The sequence below is a fragment of the Phyllobacterium sp. 22229 genome, from assembly GCF_052056495.1.
In the GTDB taxonomy this organism is placed as follows: domain Bacteria; phylum Pseudomonadota; class Alphaproteobacteria; order Rhizobiales; family Rhizobiaceae; genus Phyllobacterium; species Phyllobacterium myrsinacearum.
In genome coordinates this window covers 71,673-91,819 of sequence record NZ_JBQEPA010000010.1, presented here as the reverse complement: position 1 = coordinate 91,819, position 20,147 = coordinate 71,673, and the positions used below count along the sequence as shown (strand labels likewise).

The following is a 20,147-nucleotide window of genomic DNA, read 5'->3' as shown; positions in this document are numbered from 1 at the left end:
GGCAAAAAGGAGGCCATGCCGTGCGTCTGGACAAACTAGGTGTCGTGATTGCCCTGATCGCCGGATATGCCGTGGCGGCGGCACCCTTTGCCACGTTCCGCGCCAACCGGATCGTCGCCGGTGAGCCGCAGACGCTGTTGGCGGCCTTGCCCTCCTGGGCTGGCCCCACGCTTCTGGCGGTCATTGCAGCAGCCGTTCTCGTTGGATTGTTCCGCACACCCTCGACATTGCGGCTGGCGGCAAGCTTCGCCGCCCTGGCCGCCCTCCTCCTGTTGATCGGCACGGCGGCCGACCATCTGACGCCGCCTGGCAACACCTACGCGCGCGTGTCTCCGGCCTCGGGCTTCTGGCTGCTGCTCTTTGCCTTCGCCCTGCTGGCGGCGGATGCCCTGACGCGCCTGCGCCCGACACCGCCGCTCCGCATCCTTGTCCTGGTCTTGGCCGGGGCCTTCCTGGGTTTTGTCCTGTTCAGCGGCAGTTGGGACAGGCTGTCGATACTCAAGGAATACAGCGCCCGCGCCGACAGTTTCTGGGCGGAGGCCAGCAAGCATGTGACGCTGGCGCTCGGCTCGCTCGCCGCTGCCGTCATCGTCGGCATCCCGCTCGGCGTCCTGTGCCACAGGGTGCAGAAGCTGCGCGCCGCCGTTCTCAACGTCCTCAACATCGTCCAGACCATCCCCTCCATTGCCCTGTTCGGCATTCTCATCGCCCCGCTCGGCTGGATCGCGGCGCATGTGCCGGGCGCCGCTGACATCGGCATCAAGGGCATCGGCATGGCGCCCGCCTTTGTCGCGTTGTTTCTCTATTCCCTGCTGCCGGTGGTGGCCAATACGGTGGTCGGGCTTGCCGGCGTGCCGGTGCAGGCCAATGATGCCGCCCGCGGTGTCGGCATGACGGAACGGCAGCGCCTGTTCCGGGTGGAATTTCCGCTGGCCTTTCCCGTGATCCTGACCGGCGTGCGTATTGTCTTGGTTCAGAATATCGGCCTTGCAACCATCGCCGCGCTGATCGGCGGCGGCGGTTTCGGCGTCTTCGTGTTTCAGGGCATTGGCCAGACCGCCATGGATCTGGTTCTGCTCGGAGCTGTTCCGACCGTGCTTCTCGCCTTCGCGGCTGCCATCATTCTCGATGCGGCCGTCGAACTCAGTTCCCCCTTTCACGCGAGGACATCCGCATGATCGAAATCGAGAACATCACCAAGCGCTACGGCGCGGCAACGGTGGTCAACGACGTCTCGCTTGTCGTGCAGCCGCGAACGATCACCGTTATCGTCGGCACATCGGGCTCGGGCAAGACGACGCTGATGCGCATGATCAACCGGCTGGTGGAACCGACAGCGGGCGTGATCAGGCTCGATGGCGAGGACAACCGCACCCTGCCCGGATACGAACTGCGCCGCCGCATCGGTTATGCCATTCAGGGGCATGGCCTTTTCCCGCACCGTACCGTGGCGCAGAACATTGCGGTCGTTCCCGAACTTCTCGGCTGGGACAAGGCAAAAACCGATGCCCGCGTCAGCGAGCTGCTCTCCCTGTTTCAGCTCGACCCGGAAACCTTTGGCCCGCGCTATCCGCATGAACTTTCCGGCGGCCAGCAGCAGCGCATCGGCGTGGCCCGGGCGCTGGCGGCGGAACCCAACGTCCTGTTGATGGATGAACCCTTCGGCGCGCTCGATCCCGTCATACGCTCGAAGGCGCAGGAGGACCTGCTCGCCATCCAGAAGCGGTTCGGCACCACGATCATCCTGGTCACGCATGATATGGAAGAAGCGATCCACCTTGGCCACAAGATCGCGGTGATGGATGGCGGCAACCTGCTGCAATATGCAACACCCGCCGAAATTCTCGCCAATCCGGCAACGGATTTCGTGGCAACACTGGTCGGCACGGGTGACCGGCCGTTCCGCTTCCTGTCCCTGAGCCCCGCGGGCGACGCGGTGGAGCCCGGCACAGCCGAGGGCGAAGCCATCCCCGCCTCCGCCACCCAGCGCGATGCGCTGGCTGAACTCCTCTGGTCCGGCCGCCCCGCTTTGCCCGTGGTCAACGAGGCCGGAAAAGCCATCGGCCGGGTCACCGTCGATGGGCTGGTCAAGCGGGCGTCGAGGCCCGCCGCATGAAACTGCGCCTGCCCACCATAGTGCGCATCGGCATCCTGGTGCTGCTGGTCGTGTTTCTCGTATGGCCGGAATGGTTCGAGCCGGTGTTTCGCCCGTTGACGCAGAACAATGCTCCGGTGATCTATAATCAGGGCAGCCTGCTCAACCTGACATTGCTCCACCTGCGCACCGTTGCCATTGCGACGGCGGGCGCGACCGTCGTGGCCATCGCACTGGCCATTCTGGTCACGCGCCCCTTCGGCGCGGAATTTCTGCCGTTGTCCCGCAGTCTGGTGAATATCGGCCAGACGTTTCCGCCCGTCGCCGTGCTCGCTTTGGCGGTGCCAGCCGTCGGCTTCGGTGAAAAACCCACGCTGATCGCGCTGTTTCTCTACGGATTGCTGCCCATCTTCGAAAACGCGCTGACCGGCCTGACCACCCTGCCGCCGACTGTCACCGATGCGGCGCGCGGCGTCGGCATGACCGGCTGGCAGCGGCTTGTCAAAGTCGAGCTGCCGCTGGCGATGCCGGTCATTCTTGCCGGCATACGCCTCTCGGTGACGATCAATCTGGCGACGGCCACCATCGGCTCCACGGTTGCCGCCAAAACGCTGGGCGAAGTGATCATTGCCGGGCTGCAATCCAACAACCTCTCCTTTGTGCTGCAGGGCGGTCTGATCGTCGGTGTGCTCGCCGTCATGATCTATGACGGATTGTCGGCGATGGAACGTTTCATTTCGCGGCGCATGGGCCTTCTCCAGCAAGGCTGACCGTTTCCCCTGCGCTTTTTTCATTCATTACATCGTGTCTAAATCCGGTGGTCGAGCCGCTTGACCAGCCTGTCGCCAACCCATTGGATGCCGCAGACGAGGACGATGAGCACGATCACCACGGCAATCATGATCGAGGTTTCAAACCGCTGGTAGCCGTAGCGGATGGCCAGATCGCCAAGGCCGCCCGCGCCGATGGCACCGGCCATGGCCGATGCGCCGATCAGGGTGACGAGCGTCACCGTGAAACCGGCGATAATGCCCGGCAGCGCTTCGGGCACCAGCACTTCGCGGATAATCGTCCAGCGGTTGCCGCCCATGGCGCGTGCGGCCTCGATCAACCCGCGATCGACTTCCCGCAGCGACACCTCGGCAATGCGGGCATAATAGGGCGTCGCGCCGATGGACAGCGGCACAATGGCCGCCCATGTGCCGATGGATGTTCCGACGATGAGCCGTGTTACCGGGATCAGCGCCACCAGCAGGATGATGAACGGCACGGACCGGAAGGCGTTGATGACGGCACCAAGCACACTGTTGACCCAGGGATTGGGCGCAATGCCGCCACGGTCCGTTGCCACCAGAGCAAGGCCAAGCGGCAATCCCGCGGCCAGCGAGATCAGACCGGAGGCCCCGGTCATGACAAGCGTTTCCCAGATGGATTGAACGAGAAGATCAAGCATGACCGGTGACATAGCCGAGCACCTCCACACGGGCCGAGCGGGCCTCGAGAAATTGAATGAATGTCTGGACCGCGCCGGCAGGCACAGCCGGAACCGCGAGATAAAGCCGGGCAACCGCCTGGTCCTGCACATGATCGACACCGCCGTGCAGCAGGCGGAACGGCCGTGGCAGCTCGGCCAGCAAGGTGCCCTGCGCTGCAGCACCAGCGAGATCGACACCCAGCACAGCCTCGCCGCCGGGTTCCGCCGATAGGGCATCGGCGATATGCGCCGGAAGCTGCGGGCGAATACCCGCCAGCAGGCTTTTGGTGATGTCTGTCTGCGGATCGGCGAACACCGACCAGACGGGCCCCTCCTCGACGATTTTCCCTGCATCGATCACTGCCACGCGGTCGCCGATGGAGCGGACCACTTCCATCTCATGGGTGATCAGCAGGATGGTGAGGCCAAGCTTGCGATTGATGTCCTTCAGCAGCGCGAGGATGGAGCGGGTTGTTTCGGGATCGAGTGCCGATGTCGCTTCGTCCGAAAGCAGCAGCGCCGGGCGTGCCGCCAGTGCCCGCGCAATGCCGACGCGCTGCTTTTGCCCGCCGGACAGGGAGGACGGATAGGCCCTTGCCTTGTCGGAAAGGCCGACAAGATCGAGCAATTCGCGCGCGCGCTGGAGCCGTTCAGCCTTCGGACGGCCCTCGATCTTCAGCGGCAGCGCCACATTCTCTTCCACCGTCTTGGCCGACAAGAGGTTGAAGTGCTGGAAGATCATGCCGATACGGCGGCGGAAGGGCTGCAGCTCCCGCTCGCTAAGCCCGGTGATCTGCCTGCCTTCGACGAAAATGGCCCCGGATTCCGGCCGCTCCAGCCCGTTGAGGCAGCGGATCAGTGTCGACTTTCCCGCGCCGCTGCGGCCGATAATGCCGAGAATTTCCCCCTTGCGGACAGTCAGGGACACACCGTCCAAAGCCGGCGTTTCCCCAAAATGCCGTTTGACATTCTCAAGCCGCACGACAGCGTCGGCAAGCGGCGTACCGGCTATGATTGCACCCGTCTGGCCGGGAACAGAGACATGCGAATTCATGTGTTTTCCTCTTGGAGGGATGCCGCAACGGCATCCGCCTCAACCGGGAAAGCGGCCCGCGGCATATATCCATGCTGCGAACCGCTTTGTCGTGATTGCTTTTAAGATCAACTGGTTATCAGTAAGCGCTGATACCTGTTCCCTTGTACACCTTGTCGAATTCCGCCTTGACCTTGTCGTTCTGGTAGGAGGACACGAGGGTCTTCACCCATGGCTCCTTCTCCTGCCCGGCCTTCACGGCAATGAAATTGCGGTAAGGATTGTCGGCGATCTTTTCCTGGGCGATGCGGTTTTCCGGTGTCAGGCCGCTCTTCAGCGCCCAATCCGTGTTGACCACGGCTGCATCGAGATCTTCGACCGAACGCCCGACGATACCGGCATCGAGTTCCTTGATTTTCACCTTCTTCGGGTTGTCGGCAATGTCGGCGATGGTGGCGAGAATGCCCGTGCCGGGCTTGAGCTTGATGACGCCCTGATCTTCCAGCACCCGCAGCGCACGGCCTTCATTCGACGGATCGTTGGGAACGCCGACCACGGCGCCTTGCGGCAGGTCAGCGATTTTGCTGAACTTCTTGGAATAGAGGCCGATGGGCCAGACGCCGGTGTAGCCGACCGGAACAATGTGGTAGCCCTGCGTCTTGATCTGGTTGTCGAGATAGGGCTTGTGCTGGAATGCATTGGCGTCGAGATCGCCACGTTCCAGCGCTTCGTTCGGCTGGGTGTAATCGTTGAAAACAACCGTCTGGATTTTAAGGCCGTTCTTGGCGGCTTCCACCGTCACAACTTTCCAGACATCTTCGTCCTCGCCGCTGATGATGCCGACCTTGATGGCCTTGTCAGCCGCCTGGGACGGTTGCGGCGCGGTGAAGCTGGCAATGGCGATGGCCGAAGCCACCAGCGCAAACAGGCCGGCGCGCCGCGTGATTTTCCCGTTGTTTCCGAGATTTTCTATGGTTTTTGTCATGTGCTGGCCCCCGTAGGCAGTGTGAATAGCGAAAAGAGAAACGTCTTGTTTCGTCCCGGATATTCGCGAATGCACACGGTTTGAGCGAGGGATGACTATCTTTTGTGCAGAGCAGCAGGCGAAAAACCTTTCAACAATTGCCGCAACCGGAGCTGGAATTTTCCAGAATGTGGAATACATCCGGGTTTTGCCGCGAAATGAATCTGCCATCGGGTTTTCCATGGCGCGCCGCCGCCAGAAAATATAAGCCTTTGAACACCCTGCCCCCTACCCACCGCAAACCTGTCACAGACGGATATTTCCCATGAGCCGCATTTCCCCGATTGTTTATGAAGACGCAGCACCGGATATTCGCGCCGAGCATGACCGGGAGCTGCAGTTGCGCGGCCGCATGACCAACATGAAACGCATCATGCTGCATTCACCTGTCGCCCACCGCATCTATGCCGAATGGTTCACCTTGCGGGATCTGCTGCGCCCGGCCCTGCCGGATCGCGCCATCTGGCTTCTGTCGCTCGCCATCGCGCAGGCAAGCCATGCGGATGTGCCCGTCACCTTTTTCCGCCGCGCCCTGATCGATTCCGGGTTGCAGCCCGAGACCATCGTCCCGGATGCGGATGAAACGGTGCTGATCGATTTTGGCAAGGCCATCGTTGCCGATGCCAATGCGGTGCCCGAGCGGCTGTGGAACAAACTGGCTGCACGTTATGACGAGCCGACGCTGGTCAACCTTGTCGCCTTTGCCGGTATCATGATCGCCACGGCGGTCTTCACCAACGTTGTTGAGGTGGAGCTTGATCCGGAACTGCATTCCTACAGGGCATGAGCCGATTGCCATATCCGCGACCCCGGCGGCCATCTGGCCGGGATCGCGAATGATGCAGTGTAATTAAAGGGTTACATGCTTTTCATCAGGTCCGCACAGGCCTGCCAAACCCAGTGTGACAACGGCCGCCACGGCGGCAAACACCGCAACGGGCCAAAAGCTCGCCTCGGGGAGCAGGACCACGGCCAGCGTCCCGGCAGCCCCGACAATCACACTTTGGATGAAATAATAGATGGCTGTCGCCGTTCCCGCGATATCACCAAAGTCGCGCAAAGCCCCGTTTGCCACAACGGCAGATGTCAATGATATGGCGCAAGCCATGATCCACATCGGCGCCATGAACGTGACAATGGAGATGGGCAGGACCATCTGTCCCGCAATCAGCACCACCGCGCCGGTCAGGAACAAGGCCATCCCCCTGATCAGGCATCCCTTTAGCCCCCAACGCCGGACGAACACACCACCGAAGCGGCTGCACACGATCATGACAAGGGCAACGGTTGCAAAGACGAGGCTGAACATGGTCGAAGACAGGCCAAGCGCCTGCATGAGAATGCGCGGCGCCGTTGAAAAATAGGTGAAGAACGTTCCCATGGCGGTGCTGAAACCCATTGTATAGGTCCAGAACGAGACGCTGGAAAACACCCTGCCAAAACTGCCTCGCAGTGTCGCCGGATGTGTCTGTAGCGGACATGTTTCGGGCCAGCGCAGAAACGCATGCAGCCCGGACAACACAGCAAGCCCGGCAAGCAACCAGAAAACGGCACGCCAGCCGAATATATGGTCGACCAATGCGCCGATCATCGGTGCAAAAGCCGGAACGAAGGCCAGCATGGAACCGAACAGGCCGTAGATGATGGCGCCTTCCGGCCGCGCCGCATAAACATCGCGGACAGTGGCAAAGGTTGCCACCAGGGCCGCCGCGCCACCTGCCGACTGGACAACGCGCAGCGCTATGAAAACGCTGGCCGAACTGGTCATGGCCAATCCGGCGGAGGCAAAGGTGAACAGAAGTGCGCCGCCGAGCAGGACGGGCCTGCGTCCGATGCGGTCCGCCAGCGGGCCGAACAGGAGCTGCCCGCAGCCAAGAACGATCATATACAGGCTGAGTGTCAGCTGGATCGTCGCCGGTGTGGTTTGGAGAACCGCAGGCATGCGGACGACAACAGGCAGATAGATGTCCATGCCCAGCGAAGCGAGCAGGTCAAAGGGAGCCATCAGCAGCAAGGCTGCCGGCAGCGAATAAGTCCAATTTTTGGGGTAAAGCATAACAAAGAATCCCACACGAACAGGAAAGTCCGGCGGCGATCATTGATCCCAACGCAAAAAGCATGATGAGAGCTTTGAATGCCGCAACAACGGTTGAAAACGGTTGTTACGGCCTAGCGGGTTGCGAGCGTGGTGGCTTTCATGGAAGTGCAGCTCCCGGTTGAAGCGCCGATATAGAGCCGTGACGGGCGAGCGTCAAGCAGCTGCAAAACAGGGCCGTTTCATGGAAAAAAATTAATGTTGATGCACACAAAGAAAACACGGTCGATCAATAATCTGTGACTCGAGCAATGTTGGCATGGCGTATAGCACCGCGCATCTCATTGATTTGCAAGGGCTTGGCGAAATGCAAGCAGTGCTCAGGTGCAACCGTAGCGCGAGAGAACCTGGTGTCACAAAGCGCTACAAAACGGGTTTGTAACTCAAAGGAAACGACCATGAGACTAGTTGCCACCCTTACCGCCACCGCGATCCTTGCCTTTGTCGGCACAAGCGCGATGGCACAGACTGCAGCCCCCGCAACGACAGCGCCAGCGGCCACAACCGCACCGGCCGCACCGACCACAACGACAAAGCCGGCCGCCAATTCCATGGCCAAGAAACCCGCCGCTGCTCCGGCTGCCACAGCCACCACCCCGGCCAAGACAGCCATCTCCAAGGCATGCTCGGCCCAGGCCGATGCCAAGGGTCTGCATGGCAAGGAACGCCACAAGTTCCGCGCCGAATGCAAGAAGAACGGCGGCAAGAGCTAACGCCCGTCCTGCTGCTGGCGGGCGCGGTAAATCCGCCGCCCGCCAGTTATCGATACATGTAAATACGCGGCCGCTCAGGCTTTCAGTCCGATGCCGCCCGGACGGCATTGTTTCCGTCCGGTCGCTGCCCCGCCATCGGGGGCTTCTTTGGCGAAGCGCAGGCAAGCCGGATCGGCTATAATAGGCCTTGCAGCAGGCGCAACTTCGGAAATACTCCCATCATAGGTCTGTCGTGCCTGCCCTCCCGCGCGATCAATCCTCTGAATTGGAGTTCTGCAATGACCGGTACATCCTTCTTCAGCGACATGGTGCAGACGATCACCGAACGCGGCCGCAAGCTGCTGTCGTTTGCGCCACGCGCGGAACGGACGCAGGCCAGCCTCACCAGCCTGGAAAAACTGTGCGACATGCTGCTCTCCAGCCGCGGCGAGGCATCCGGCATGGCGCTGGCGGCGGAAATCCTGCAGCAATGGTCGCGCCTGAACGACGGACAGCAGCGCGATTTCATGCTGCTTCTTGCCGGCAAGTTCGGGCCTGACTCCGACAAGCTCGACAAGGCCATCGACACATACCGTGCGGAACGTAGCGCGAAAGCCGTGCTGGAACTGCATGAGGCCGCGGAGCCACGCCGGCAGGAACTGATCCGGCGCCTCAATCTGGCGCCCAACGGCATATCAACGCTGGTGCGCATGCGCGAACGGCTGCTGGAGCTGAAGATCGACACTCCGGACCTTGAGGCTGTGGATGCGGATTTCGCACATCTCTTCACCTCATGGTTCAATCGCGGCTTTCTGATACTCCGCCCGATCGACTGGTCAACGCCCGCGCATATTCTGGAAAAAATCATCCGCTACGAGGCCGTGCACGAGATCGGCGACTGGGATGAACTGCGCCGTCGCCTGGCGCCGGGCGACCGGCGCTGCTTTGCCTTCTTTCATCCGCAACTGGCCGACGATCCCCTGATCTTCGTGGAAGTGGCACTGACCAAGACCATTCCCGAAACCATCTCCGACGTGCTCGGGGAAAAGCGCGCGCCGATTCAGGCGCAGGATGCGCGAACCGCCGCCTTCTATTCCATTTCGAACTGCCAGGCGGGTTTGCGCGGCATTTCCTTCGGCAATTTCCTGATCAAGCAGGTGGTCGAAGATCTGCGCCGTGACCTTCCCAAGCTGGATACATTCGTCACGCTTTCACCGGCTCCGGCCTTTGCAGGCTGGCTGGGGCGCGAACGGCGCAATGAGGATTCCGACGTGCTGACGGCGGAGGACAAGGCCGCTCTCGCCGTGCTGGATGACGCCGACTGGGCCAGCGGCACGGCCGGGACCGCCGATGTAAAGGCGGCATTGCTGCCCGCCGCCGCCTGGTATTTCCTCCGGGCCCGGACGCCGGATGGCCGGCCGGTTGATCCGGTTGCCCGCTTTCACCTCGGCAACGGCGCGCGGCTGGAGCGGCTGGATTTTCTTGCCGACCGTTCAAGCCGCGCCATGCGGCAGGCGCACGGGCTGATGGTCAATTATCTCTACAAGCTTGACGATATTGAAACCAACCACGAGGCTTTCGCCCAGCGGGGCGAGATCGTTGCCGCGCCAGCCATCCGCAAGCTGCTTCGCAGCATCAAGCCGAACCGCTCCGCGCCTGCCGCGGAGCGCGCCGGGAACGCAGCAGACAGCAAGGAATTGAGTTCATGAGCAACCACTTGTTCGACGCCATCCGGGATGCCATTCCCGCCGGCAATGCCGTGTTCATTGAAACAGGCGACGGACGCAGCTGGACCTATGGCGACATGCTGCGCTGCTCCGGCCGGATGGCGGGTGCCTTGCGCGGCCTCGGCGTCATCCCCGGCGACAGGGTGGCCGTTCAGGTGGAAAAAAGCGCCGAAGCTTTGATGCTTTATCTCGCCTGCATCCGCTGCGGAGCGGTCTATCTGCCGTTGAATACCGCCTACACCCTGGCTGAACTTGACTATTTCATCGGTGATGCCGAACCGCGTCTCGTCGTGGCAACACCGCAGGCAGCCGATGGCATCAGGGCCGTGGCATCGAACCATGGCGCATCGGTTGAGACGCTCGATGACCACGGCGGCGGCTCGCTCATGGATATTGCAAGGGATCAATCGCCGGATTTTCCCGATATTGCGAGAGCGGCAGATGATCTTGCCGCCATTCTCTACACATCGGGCACAACCGGACGTTCCAAGGGCGCAATGCTGACCCATGACAATCTCCTGTCGAATGCCCTGACATTGCGGGCCTGCTGGCAATTCACAGCCGATGACCGGCTGATCCATGCCCTGCCGATCTTTCACACCCACGGGCTTTTCGTCGCCACCAACGTCATCCTGATGTCCGGCGCCTCGATGTTCCTCTTGCCAAAATTCGACCCGGCGGAAATCCTGTCGCTAATGCCGCGCGCGACCACCATGATGGGTGTTCCCACCTTTTATGTCAGGCTTTTGCAGAATGAGGGACTGACCCGTGATGCCGCCAGGGGAATGCGGCTGTTCATCTCCGGCTCGGCGCCTCTGCTTGCCGATACGCACCGGGCATTCCAGGAGCGTACCGGCCATGCCATTCTGGAGCGGTACGGCATGACCGAAACCAATATGAACACCTCCAATCCCTATGACGGCGAGCGGATTGCCGGAACGGTCGGCTTTCCGCTTCCGGGTGTTGCCGTGCGGGTCACCCATCCGGAAACCGGCGCGATGCTCCCGGCCGATGCAACCGGCATGATCGAGGTCAAGGGGCCGAATGTGTTCAAGGGGTACTGGCGCATGCCGGAGAAGACCAAGGCGGAGTTCCGCGATGACGGCTTCTTCATCACCGGCGATCTCGGCAAGATCGATGCGGGTGGCTATGTGCACATTGTCGGCCGCGGCAAGGATCTGGTGATATCGGGCGGCTACAACATCTATCCCAAGGAAGTGGAAACCGAAATCGATCAACTGCCGGGCGTCATGGAAAGCGCCGTGATCGGTGTCGCCCATCCGGATTTCGGCGAGGGCGTGACCGCCGTCGTGGTCAGGCAATCCGGCGCCGATATCGATGAGAAAGCCATTCTCGACGCGCTGCAGGATCGCCTGGCGCGCTACAAGCAGCCCAAACGCATCATTTTCGTCGATGACCTGCCGCGCAACACCATGGGCAAGGTGCAGAAGAACGTGCTGCGCGAGCAATATGGCAATCTCTATGCGAGCAAGGCGCACGCCTGAACGCCTGAACGCCCCTACCGGCTGACGATGGAGATTTTCCCGTCCTTGCCGACATGGGCGGCAATGGCGTCGTAGCTGGCGATTGCCGGGTGAGCGGTGGCAATCGCGTGCACCTGCGTCGCCGTCACCACGATGACCTCGGCACCGGCCGCCTCACCGGCTTGAATGCCCGCCGGCGCATCTTCAAAAACCAGGCAGTCCGCAATGTCCACGCCGAGTTTTTCGGCACCGAGCAGATAGCATTCCGGATTCGGTTTTCCGATCGAGACATCCTCGGCCGTCACCATCGTTCGGGGAACAGGAATACCCGCAGCTTCCAGCCGCCGCAGCGCCAGCGCAAGGGGGGCTGATGTCACGATCGCCCAGCTCTGCGGCGGCAGGGCGTTCAGAAAGGCCACCGCCCCGTCAATCGCGACAATGCCTTCGACATCGTCGATTTCCTCCCGCTCGATCTCCGCTGCTTCCGTTTCCGGATCCACCCCCGGCAAAGCCAGACGGCGGATCGTATCGACACCGCGGACGCCGTGCATGGTGGGCAGGAAGGTTTCGACATCAAGGCCCTTGCGGTGCGCCCAGTTGCCCCATATGCGCTCGGCGGAAGCCAGCGAATTGAGGATCGTGCCATCCATGTCGAAAAGCAATGCCGCAAACGGCTTGCTGAAAACGGCGGAAGTGGTTGGAGACAATTTGAATTTCCTTTCATTGGCAAAACCACCGATACACAATTGCAGCGCTTGCCCGCAACGCCCGCCATGCTAATTTCCGGCGCAAAATGGCACCAAAATCTGTGTTTGCAACCATGACGCGCCTGAGGTGCCGATGTCAGCGGCCGATCTGTTTTTGCGCCGCAATTTATGTCACAAGATATTGCAGCAAGCATATCGTTCATGCGCTGCGTGTATCGCAGCTTTGAACAGTCGGGGGCGTGATGGACAAAGAAGATGCCGATGCGATCGAGGCACTCGCCACCGGCGCGTTCTCCCTGTTTCAGCAATCACCGCGCGTGGCTTTTGCGTCGATTGCCGCCCTTGCCGGATCAATCATCGTCGCAGCATTGATCACCCGGCGGCTGAAACGGAAATGGCCGATCAGATCGCGCATCCGCATTCTCATCGATTATCTCTCGACTGTTGTTCTGACCATCATCTTCATCCTCGCGCTGATGCAGATATTCAGGGGAACACTGGCCAACACGCTGGTGTTCGTGATGGGCGGCGCGCTTGGTTCCTTTCTTGTCGTCCGGGTTGTCGGCGCGGTCGTCGAACTTCTTTTCAAACCGCATGAGCCGTTTCGCTCCATCCTGCGCGTCGGGTCCGTTCTATTCTGGTTTGCACTGTTCGTTTATCTCTTCGGGCAATGGAATCCGGCGATCAAGGGTTTCTTCGAGGCGGAAATCCCCATCGGCGATTCCAGGATCAGTGCGCAGGCGATCTTCAACATCCTGTTTCTGGGCGCCATCATCCTGATTGTCACGATCTGGATTTCCGAAACGGTGCAGCGCTATCTCCACCGCAGGAGTGGCCTGCAGCCCAACCTTGCGCTTGCTCTCGACCGTATCATCTCTGTAACGATGTGGGTGGTTGCGGCCCTGCTGATCATTTCATTGGCCGGGATCAATCTGACCGCCCTTGCCGCCTTTGGCGGCGCGCTCGGCATTGGTCTTGGCCTTGGCTTCCAGAAGCTTGCCGCCAGCTATATCAGCGGGCTCATCCTGCTGTTTGAACGTTCGGTCCGGGTCGGCGACAATCTGGTTACCGACCGCATTTCGGGCAAGGTCACGGAGATGACCATCCGCTACACAACGATCCATACCACCGATGGACTCGATGTCCTGATATCCAACGACACGCTGATCAGCAGCACGATCTTCAACGAGACGCTCTCCGACAGCAATATACGGCTGGAATGCCCGGTCGCGGTGGCATCCTCCGCCGATCTGGATGCGGCGCGCCGCATCTTTCTCGATGCCGTGCAAAAGCAGCCGCGCGTCCTGAAACAGCCGCCGCCCCGGATTTTTACGGCAACGATCGAAAACAAGAGCATCAAGCTTCTGGCCCGCTTCTGGATCAGTGATCCTAGCAATGGCCGTATAGAGATCATCTCTGATATCAATGAGATGATTCTGCAGGAATTCAAGAACAAGGGAATCGATCTGGCCTGACAAAGAAGCGGCAGATCACGGCAGTGGGGTTGGGAGGCACGCATGTCACTGAACGAAACGGTAGATCCGTACCGAAAAATAAGCCTGCGCATCATTCCTTTCATGATGGTGCTCTATCTCGTCGCATTTCTCGACCGGGTGAATATCAGCTTTGCTGCCCTCACCATGAACGACGATGTCGGCCTGACGCCCTATGTCTACGGATGGGGCGCGGGTATTTTCTTTCTCGGCTATTTCCTGTTCGAAGTGCCCAGCAACGTCATTCTCGAAAAGGTCGGTGCGCGGCTGTGGATTGCCCGGATCATGATCACCTGGGGGCTTGTCTCCGCCGCCATGGCCTTTGTGCAGGGGCCATGGAGTTTCTTCATCCTGCGCTTTCTGCTCGGCCTCGCCGAGGCGGGGTTTCTTCCCGGCATGATCCTTTACCTCACATACTGGTTTCCGGCGGCGCAGCGGGCGAAATTCATCGGCCTGTTCATGGCAGCGGTGCCGCTGGCAAGCGCCGTCGGCGCACCGCTTTCCAGCCTGATCATCGGCATCGATCACGCCTGGGGGCTGAAAGGCTGGCAGTGGCTGTTCATCGTCGAGGGCATCCCATCCTGCCTGCTCGGCCTTGCGGTGCTGCGCCTGTTGCCCAATGGCCCGGCGCAGGCGCCCTGGCTGACGCTGACCGAACGGCGCATCGTCCAGGAGAGACTGGACAAGGACCACCTCGCCCATCCCGGCCGCACCCAGCACAGGCTCTGGCCCGCTTTGGTTGACAGGCGGGTATTGCTCCTCGGCCTTGTCTATTTCGGCATCGTCATCGGGCTCTACGGCATTGGCCTGTGGCTGCCGCAAATGATCAAAGCGATGGGTTTTTCCAACACGCAGGTCGGCTTCATCACGGCCTTGCCTTATCTCGTCAGCGCCATCGCCATGCTGCTCTGGGGCCGGCACAGCGACAAAAGCGGCGAGCGGGTCTGGCATGTCGCCATTGCCGCGGCGGTCAGCGCCATCGGCTTCATCGGCAGCGTCTATCTCCAGTCCAATCTGGTGGCGCTTTTCTGTCTCGGCATCGCCTCCGTCGGCATTTATGCGAGCCTCGGCCCCTTCTGGGCCATGCCGCCGGTCTTTCTGCAGGGAACGGCGGCAGCCGGTGGCATTGCGCTGATCAATTCCGTCGGCAATCTCGGAGGGTTCGCCGGTCCCTATCTCGTCGGCTGGATCAAACAGAGCACCGGCAGTTTCCAGATCGGCATGGGTGTGCTTGCCTGCTGCCTTGCGGCGGCAGCCATCATCGTTCTGTTTCTCGGCCGGGAACTGAAATCCAGCCGGCACGATGCGGTGCGCTGACCTCTATTCGAACAGATCCGGGTGGTTTTTCTCCACCTCCGGCAGGGCGCGCAATATTTCGGTGAGGTGGTGGCGCATCGCCGCCTCCGCCGCGTCGGGATTGGCCGCATCGATGGCGCTGACGATTGCCTGATGCTGCTGGATGAGCAGTTGCATGGCCGCCGCGTTCAGCAGGGTAAGCTGGCACGCCCGATCCATATGGGCCTTGAGGTTGCCGACGACCGACCATGCCATGGGACAGCCTGCGCCTTCCGCAAGCGCAATGTGGAACTGCTCGTCAAATCTCTGGAAAGCGCTGTGGTCGGTGCGGGCGGCGGCACGCGCCTGCGCTTCAAGCGCCTCGTCGATCTTTTCCCGGCTTGCCGGATCAAACGCTTCACAGGCGCGGCGCACGACGGCGCTTTCGATGACCTCGCGCAGAAACCGCGCCTCCCGCATCTTGGCAAGGGAAATCTTGACCACCATCGTGCCCCGCTGCGGCAGCACTTCGACAAACTGCTGTTTGCTGAGCGCGATCAAAGCTTCGCGCACGGGCTGGCGCGACACGCCGTAGCGCTCGGCAATCTCCTGCTCCGACAAGCGCACGCCCGGATATAATTCCAGCGAAACAATGGCCCTGAGCAGCTCCTTTTCGAGCCGGTGCGCCGTTGAGCCACCACGGCTGAGATCAATCGTCAAACCTGCTCCTCCAATCCGCTTGCATTGCATCGATTACCATATCATACTACCATACTAGTATATGCCGTGCCAGCCGCGGTCAAGCGACGGCCTGTTTGTGAATCAGAATCCGGTGCCGGATAGACAAGGCCCCCATGCTGTTTCGCACAGGAATCCGCCTGAACCAAGCAAAGCCTGCATGGAGCCAGCAACACGGCAGGCGGATTGAGGAGTCCGCCATCGTGTCCGAAGCCGTCCTGAGCAAGAGCGGCAGCAAGGGGTGACGCCGGCGACCTCCGGCGTCGGGAACAATCAAGGCCACGGGGAGTGGCCGATGTGGAGGAGAGACTATGAAGGATTTTCGCCTGACACGCCGTGCATTCGGCCTTGGCCTTGCCGGTGCCGGTACATTCGCCATTCTCGGCCGCGCGACGCGCGCCGAAGCTGCCCCGGTGACCCTGCGCATGTCGTCATCCCTGCCCGCCGATCCGAACTCGGCGCACTGGCTGTGGTATGACCGCTTCCAGAGCAGCCTGAAAAACAAGGCCGGCGATGCCGTCGAGATCAAATATTTCCCTGACAATCAGCTTGGCAAGGAAGCCGACATTGTCGGCCAGGTGAAGCTCGGCATTGTCGACATGATGATCTCCGGCTCCTCCATCTGGGGCACGCTCGCGCCGGAAATCGGTGTTCTCGATCTCGGCTATCTCTTCAACTCGATGGATGCGGCCGGGCCGGTGCTCGATGGCAGCGCGGGCAAGGTGCTGAACGGCATTTTTGCCGGCAAGATTGGCGTCGAGGTGGTCAGCTGGGCCTATAGTCTCGGCGGGCGCAACGTAACGGCGCGCCAGCCTGCCAACACGCCGGAACTGCTCAAGGGACAGAAGATTCGCGTCCTGCCGGTTGCCAATTTCGTCGCCACGCTGAAGGCGATGGGGGCATCGCCCACGCCGATGTCACTGGGCGAAGTCTACACCGCCCTGCAGACGGGCGTCATTGACGGGCTGGAGCACGATGCGCCGACAGTCCTGGCACTGAAGTGCTATGAGGTGGCCAAGCACATTTCCCTCACCCAGCATATCTGCAATCCGCAGACCATCGTCATCGGCAGGCGTGCCCTGTCCAAAATACCGGCGGAACATCTGCCCGCTTTCCGCGAGGCTGCGGCGGAAGCCTCCGCCTTCCAGCGCAGCAAGGCAAACGAGATCGAAGCCAGCGCACTGGCAAAACTGCGCAGCAATGGCGTGACGACGCACGAGGTCGATCGTGCCGCCTTCAAGCAGCTTGTCCTGCCGCTCTGGGATGAGTTCGCCAGGACCTATCCAAGCACCAAGCCCGTGCTTGAATCCATCACCAAGGCCTGAGGTCGCCCATGTCCGTCGAGGCTGCCTTGCCCACCGCCCATGCACCCGCCGTCAGGGGCGCGCCGTTTGTCGGCGCTCTCCTGCGCACCGTCGAGATCCTTGCCGCCATCGCCCTGGCCGCCGATCTCGCTCTGGTCATCATCGCCGTCCTCTGGCGCTTCGCCTTCAACGACACCATTTTGTGGGCCGATGAAGTCGCACGCATGCTGCTCATCGCCGTCGCCTTTCTGGGCGGCGCTGCAGCGGTCGCCAAGGGCAATCATGTCGGTATCCGTATCCTGCGGGACAAGCTGGCGCCGCAGCATGCATCCCGCGTGGAAGCGGCGGGCCTGTGGATCGAACTCGGCGTGACACTCGCCGTGGCGGTCTTCGCCATCGAGTATTGCGAGTCTGCCTCCACGCAGGTGACTTCGACCGGCCTGCCGCAAAATCTCTTCATGTATCCGCTCGTTGCCGGCGGCTTCTGCATGGCCATTTTCACCGCGGCGCGGCTGCTGGCCTATCCCAGGACAGACATTGCGATGGGCCTGGCCGGGCTTCTTGTTCTGGCTGGTGCGGTGACGCTCTGGACAATGCTTCTGCCGGATCATGCACCCAGCCCGCTGGTTCTGATGCTCGGCGGGTTTGCCATTTGCCTGTCCAGCGGCATTCCCATCGCCTTTTCGCTGTGTGTCGGTGCCCTGCTCTACATTCTCGGCGATGGTTTCATTCCATTTGCGGTCTTTGCCCAGCAGGCCTCCAGCGGTATCGACAATTTCGTGCTGCTTGCCGTACCGTTCTTTGTCCTGACCGGCCTTGCCATGGAGGTGAATGGCATGTCGGTGCGGCTGATTGAATTGCTGCGCCGGGGGGTGGGCGAGCGCAAGGGCGGGCTCAACATCGTCACCATTCTCAGCATGGTGCTGTTCTCGGGCATTTCCGGCTCGAAACTTGCGGATGTGACGGCTGTCGGTACGGTCATGATCCCGGCCATGCGCCGGTCGGGCCATGATCCGTCGGAAGGCGTGGCCCTTCTGGCGGCCAGTGCCGTCATGGCGGAAACCATCCCGCCCTGCATCAACCTCATCATTCTCGGCTATGTGGCGAACCTGTCCATCGGCGGCCTGTTTGCCGCTGGCATTTATCCGGCGATCCTGATGGCCGGAGCCCTCATCCTTGGCGTCGTCATCTTCTCGAAGAAAGCGCCACCCGCCCCGGTGGAAACATCGGGGCGCAGCCTGAACAATCTCATGTGGAGCAGTGCGGTCAGCCTTGGCGTCATTGTGATCATTTTCGGCGGCTATCGCTCCGGCTTTGCCACCGCCACCGAAATCGGCGCCTTCGCCGTGGCCTATGCGCTCCTGGTCGGGCGCCTCGTGTTCCGGGAGCTGACATGGCGCAGCACGGTACACCTGTTCATCCGCTCCGCGACGCTTGCCGGTATGATCCTCTTCGTGGTCGCAGCCTCCCAGACCGTTGCCTTCTCGCTGACCATCGACCAGGTGCCGCACATGCTGGCGGAAGCCATGATCAATCTCAGCCACGGTGCAGGCTCCTGGGCGTTCATCATCGCCTCCATCCTGATCCTCATCGTCATGGGTGCCGCACTGGAAGGCGCTCCGGCGCTCATCATCTTCGGCCCGCTGCTCATTCCGGTGGCGCAGAGCTTTGGCATCCATCCCCTGCACTACGGCATCGTGCTCATCATCGCGATGGGGCTTGGCCTGTTCGCGCCGCCATTGGGGCTCGGGCTTTACACGAGTTGTGCGGTGGGCGGCGTGTCCCTGGAGGCGACGGTCAAGCCCATCGCCAAATATCTGGCGATCCTGTTCGTGTGTCTGCTGCTGATCGCCTTCATTCCGGATATCACATTGTCGCTGCCGCGCTATATGGGCTTTGTCCATTAGCCGGGAACCATGGTAGTCTCGATCCCTCGCAGAAGGGATCGAGCCCTCGGATCAAACCCTGGGATCAAGCCGTCTTTTCCTCGATTCTGGCGTCATCCTGAATTGCTTCGTCAGGCAAACAAAAAGCAAAACTGCATGACGCACGCCTGAATGCATCGGCAACCGCCCGCGCAGACGAATTCAAGCTGGCATCGCCGTGCATCAGAAACAGTTTCCGGGAAAATGGCGGATCAAGCGGACGGACAACACAGCCATCGACAATAGTTGGCAGCGCCAGTTCAGGCACCATGGCCACGCCGACATGGGAGCGGACCATCGAGAACAGCGTCTCCTTCTCCCTCACGCGCACGACAACATCGATTGCAACACCGGCATCCCCGAGCATCCCGTCGATCTGCGGGCCGCACCCCATTGCCGGCACGACAAAGCGGGCATCCTGCAAGTCGGCCTGCAATACGGTCTCGCGCCCGGCCAGGACATGATCTTCCGGAACGAGGAGAAGCAGCTTTTCTTCCATGAAGTGCTCGGCATTCAGACCATCGCAAATACCGGCTATGCCAATGTCGATCAGATCATTTCTGGCCCATTCATGTACTTCCTGATCGGTTCCATCCCAGATATCGAGCCGGATATCGGGAAAATTGCGGCGCAGGTCGCGCAAGGCCGCCGGCGTGATCCGCGACGCGATGCTGGCGACGACGCCGACGCGCACCGTGCCGCAGACATTGCGGTTCTGGCCGAGTTTGCGCAGCCGCTCAATGGCCTGCAGCACGCCGCGCGCTTCCTCGGCGACTTTCTGGCCCATGGCCGTCAGTTCCATATTGCCCCGCTGCCGCTCGATCAGCGGTGCGCCTATCGCAACCTCCAGGCCGCGGATGGCATGGCTGACGGCAGACTGGCTTACGCCGATCCGGTCGGCGCCGCGGGAAAACCCGCCTTCTTCCACGATAGCAATCAAAGCCTTCAGCATGGTCAGGTTGATATGAATCTTGCTCATGATGCGCGTCCAGAAGTTTTCATTTTACATGTTTCGATGGCCTATCTATCAGCTCCCCTTGTTTCCGGGCAAGTCAATTTTTGTATTATAACCCGGTAAAAT

At 61.1% G+C, this 20,147-nt stretch carries 18 protein-coding genes; 11 read left to right on the top strand and 7 right to left on the bottom strand.

Going from position 1 to position 20,147, the window contains the following annotated elements:
* Positions 1-20 precede the first annotated feature (20 nt).
* From ACTJJ7_RS13875 to ACTJJ7_RS13865, 3 genes are read left to right on the top strand one after another with little or no spacing between them, the layout of a single operon-like run.
* Positions 21-1,178 carry an ABC transporter permease gene (locus tag ACTJJ7_RS13875; RefSeq protein ID WP_130270403.1) on the top strand — a complete coding sequence of 386 codons (1,158 nt, stop codon included), beginning with the start codon at positions 21-23 and terminating at the stop codon, positions 1,176-1,178.
* A complete protein-coding gene (locus ACTJJ7_RS13870; protein ID WP_440967536.1) occupies positions 1,175-2,116 on the top strand; it encodes an ABC transporter ATP-binding protein in 942 nt (313 codons plus the stop codon). Before ACTJJ7_RS13875 ends, ACTJJ7_RS13870 begins: the two co-directional genes overlap by 4 nt.
* A complete protein-coding gene (locus ACTJJ7_RS13865) occupies positions 2,113-2,865 on the top strand; it encodes an ABC transporter permease (protein ID WP_440967535.1) in 753 nt (250 codons plus the stop codon). The genes ACTJJ7_RS13870 and ACTJJ7_RS13865 overlap by 4 nt, the downstream gene beginning before the upstream one ends.
* Positions 2,866-2,903: 38 nt before the next feature.
* Here the strand turns inward: ACTJJ7_RS13865 and ACTJJ7_RS13860 are convergent, their stop codons facing one another.
* The 3 genes from ACTJJ7_RS13860 to ACTJJ7_RS13850 all read right to left on the bottom strand — a co-directional run bounded on the left by ACTJJ7_RS13860 (position 2,904) and on the right by ACTJJ7_RS13850 (position 5,587).
* Positions 2,904-3,560 (bottom strand): methionine ABC transporter permease, encoded by a 657-nt coding sequence (locus ACTJJ7_RS13860; protein ID WP_105732494.1) that lies wholly within the window; start codon positions 3,558-3,560, stop codon positions 2,904-2,906.
* Positions 3,541-4,623 (bottom strand): methionine ABC transporter ATP-binding protein, encoded by a 1,083-nt coding sequence (locus tag ACTJJ7_RS13855; protein WP_440967533.1) that lies wholly within the window; start codon positions 4,621-4,623, stop codon positions 3,541-3,543. The genes ACTJJ7_RS13860 and ACTJJ7_RS13855 overlap by 20 nt, the downstream gene beginning before the upstream one ends.
* A gap of 118 nt (positions 4,624-4,741) precedes the next feature.
* On the bottom strand, positions 4,742-5,587 hold the full coding sequence (locus tag ACTJJ7_RS13850) for a MetQ/NlpA family lipoprotein (protein ID WP_440967531.1): 846 nt from the start codon (positions 5,585-5,587) through the stop codon (positions 4,742-4,744).
* A 304-nt stretch (positions 5,588-5,891) separates the two neighbouring features.
* On the opposite strand from ACTJJ7_RS13850, the gene ACTJJ7_RS13845 reads away from it, so the two are divergent.
* Positions 5,892-6,413 carry a hypothetical protein gene (locus ACTJJ7_RS13845; RefSeq protein ID WP_440967529.1) on the top strand — a complete coding sequence of 174 codons (522 nt, stop codon included), beginning with the start codon at positions 5,892-5,894 and terminating at the stop codon, positions 6,411-6,413.
* Positions 6,414-6,476: 63 nt separating this feature from the next.
* On the opposite strand, the gene cml is transcribed toward ACTJJ7_RS13845, so the two are convergent.
* On the bottom strand, positions 6,477-7,682 hold the full coding sequence (gene cml / locus ACTJJ7_RS13840; protein ID WP_440967527.1) for a CmlA/FloR family chloramphenicol efflux MFS transporter: 1,206 nt from the start codon (positions 7,680-7,682) through the stop codon (positions 6,477-6,479).
* A 437-nt stretch (positions 7,683-8,119) separates the two neighbouring features.
* Here cml and ACTJJ7_RS13835 point away from each other — a divergent pair, with 437 nt between their 5' ends.
* From ACTJJ7_RS13835 to ACTJJ7_RS13825, 3 genes are all read left to right on the top strand, one after another.
* The gene (locus tag ACTJJ7_RS13835) at positions 8,120-8,434 is read left to right on the top strand and encodes a PsiF family protein (RefSeq protein ID WP_105732489.1); all 315 of its coding nucleotides are present in this window, start codon (positions 8,120-8,122) and stop codon (positions 8,432-8,434) included.
* A gap of 278 nt (positions 8,435-8,712) precedes the next feature.
* Positions 8,713-10,122, top strand: a complete 1,410-nt coding sequence (locus ACTJJ7_RS13830) for a malonyl-CoA decarboxylase (protein WP_440967525.1) — start codon at positions 8,713-8,715, stop codon at positions 10,120-10,122.
* On the top strand, positions 10,119-11,645 hold the full coding sequence (locus tag ACTJJ7_RS13825) for a malonate--CoA ligase (protein ID WP_440967523.1): 1,527 nt from the start codon (positions 10,119-10,121) through the stop codon (positions 11,643-11,645). The genes ACTJJ7_RS13830 and ACTJJ7_RS13825 overlap by 4 nt, the downstream gene beginning before the upstream one ends.
* 14 nt (positions 11,646-11,659) lie before the next feature.
* Here the strand turns inward: ACTJJ7_RS13825 and ACTJJ7_RS13820 are convergent, their stop codons facing one another.
* Entirely contained in the window at positions 11,660-12,331 is a 672-nt protein-coding gene (locus ACTJJ7_RS13820) for an HAD family hydrolase (protein WP_440967521.1), read from the bottom strand.
* A gap of 242 nt (positions 12,332-12,573) precedes the next feature.
* Here ACTJJ7_RS13820 and ACTJJ7_RS13815 point away from each other — a divergent pair, with 242 nt between their 5' ends.
* Both ACTJJ7_RS13815 and ACTJJ7_RS13810 read left to right on the top strand, forming a co-directional pair.
* Positions 12,574-13,806, top strand: coding sequence for a mechanosensitive ion channel family protein (locus tag ACTJJ7_RS13815; RefSeq protein WP_440967519.1), 1,233 nt, complete (start codon positions 12,574-12,576; stop codon positions 13,804-13,806).
* Positions 13,807-13,848: 42 nt separating this feature from the next.
* Positions 13,849-15,141: an MFS transporter gene (locus ACTJJ7_RS13810; protein ID WP_440967517.1), complete on the top strand. Its 1,293-nt coding sequence runs from the start codon at positions 13,849-13,851 to the stop codon at positions 15,139-15,141.
* Positions 15,142-15,144: 3 nt separating this feature from the next.
* Here the strand turns inward: ACTJJ7_RS13810 and ACTJJ7_RS13805 are convergent, their stop codons facing one another.
* Positions 15,145-15,819: a GntR family transcriptional regulator gene (locus tag ACTJJ7_RS13805; RefSeq protein WP_245457774.1), complete on the bottom strand. Its 675-nt coding sequence runs from the start codon at positions 15,817-15,819 to the stop codon at positions 15,145-15,147.
* Positions 15,820-16,148: 329 nt separating this feature from the next.
* Between ACTJJ7_RS13805 and ACTJJ7_RS13800 the strand changes: the two genes are divergently transcribed.
* Both ACTJJ7_RS13800 and ACTJJ7_RS13795 read left to right on the top strand, forming a co-directional pair.
* Positions 16,149-17,162, top strand: a complete 1,014-nt coding sequence (locus ACTJJ7_RS13800) for a TRAP transporter substrate-binding protein (protein ID WP_440967515.1) — start codon at positions 16,149-16,151, stop codon at positions 17,160-17,162.
* A gap of 8 nt (positions 17,163-17,170) precedes the next feature.
* Entirely contained in the window at positions 17,171-19,048 is a 1,878-nt protein-coding gene (locus ACTJJ7_RS13795; protein ID WP_440967513.1) for a TRAP transporter large permease, read from the top strand.
* Positions 19,049-19,112: 64 nt separating this feature from the next.
* Here the strand turns inward: ACTJJ7_RS13795 and ACTJJ7_RS13790 are convergent, their stop codons facing one another.
* Positions 19,113-20,045: a LysR family transcriptional regulator gene (locus tag ACTJJ7_RS13790; RefSeq protein WP_440967511.1), complete on the bottom strand. Its 933-nt coding sequence runs from the start codon at positions 20,043-20,045 to the stop codon at positions 19,113-19,115.
* Positions 20,046-20,147: the final 102 nt, after the last annotated feature.